The sequence below is a fragment of the Acidovorax facilis genome (assembly GCF_023913775.1).
GTDB classification, from domain to species: Bacteria; Pseudomonadota; Gammaproteobacteria; order Burkholderiales; family Burkholderiaceae_C; genus Acidovorax; species Acidovorax facilis.
The window spans coordinates 1-803 of record NZ_JAMXAX010000316.1; the positions used below are offsets into that span (position 1 = coordinate 1).

Consider the following 803-nt stretch of genomic DNA (forward strand, 5'->3'; position numbering starts at 1 on the left):
CGGGGATGCGGACAAAAACTTGGACTACCAGGAGGTAGTTCATGTATTCCTACGAAGATCGAATCCGAGCCGTTGAGCTCTACATCAAGCTGGGCAAGCGCGTCAGGCCCACCATACGGCAGCTGGGCTATCCGACGAAGAATTCTTTGAAGGGTTGGTACAACGAGTACCAGTTCAAGCTCGACTTGTCCGCTGGCTACGCAGGCCGTGAACCGAAGTTCTCGCAGGCGCAGAAGGCTGCAGCCATCGAGCACTACCTCACCCACGATCGATGCATCGCCGCCACCATGAGGGCGCTGGGCTACCCTGGTCGTGGAACGCTGACCAAGTGGGTTCGTGAGGCCTTCCCTGAGACCAGGAAGGCAGTCGTTGGCAGTGTGGGCCAACGAAGGTACCCCGAGAGCTTGAAGCGAGCGGGAGTGATGGAGCTTTGCACTCGGCAGGAAAGTGCACAGGCCGTTGCCGACAAGCTCGGCGTGTGCCGGCCAACGTTGTACAACTGGAAGAACCAGCTTCTGGGACGTGAGGCACCCGCATCAATGAAACACACCAATCAATCCCCGCAGGCGCGAGAGCGTGAAGAGCTCGAGCGCCAGGTTGAGATACTGCGCCTCGAAGTCAGGCAACTGCGCCTTGAGCAGGACCTCTTGAACAAGGCCAATGAACTGTTAAAAAAAGGCCTGGGCGTCGATCTACAGCTCCTGTCCAACCGGGAGAAGACACTGCTGATTGACGCCCTCAAGGAGCACTATGACTTGCCTGAGCTCCTTGGACAGTTGGGTCTTGCACGTAGCTCGTACTTC

The 803-nt window shown here is 57.7% G+C and carries 1 protein-coding gene; it reads left to right on the forward strand.

Annotated features, from left to right (window positions below; all coding sequences use genetic code 11):
• Nucleotides 1-41 precede the first annotated feature (41 nt).
• Nucleotides 42-803: transposase (locus tag NFX52_RS30380; RefSeq protein ID WP_156358881.1), on the forward strand; the 762-nt coding region annotated here is incomplete at its 3' end.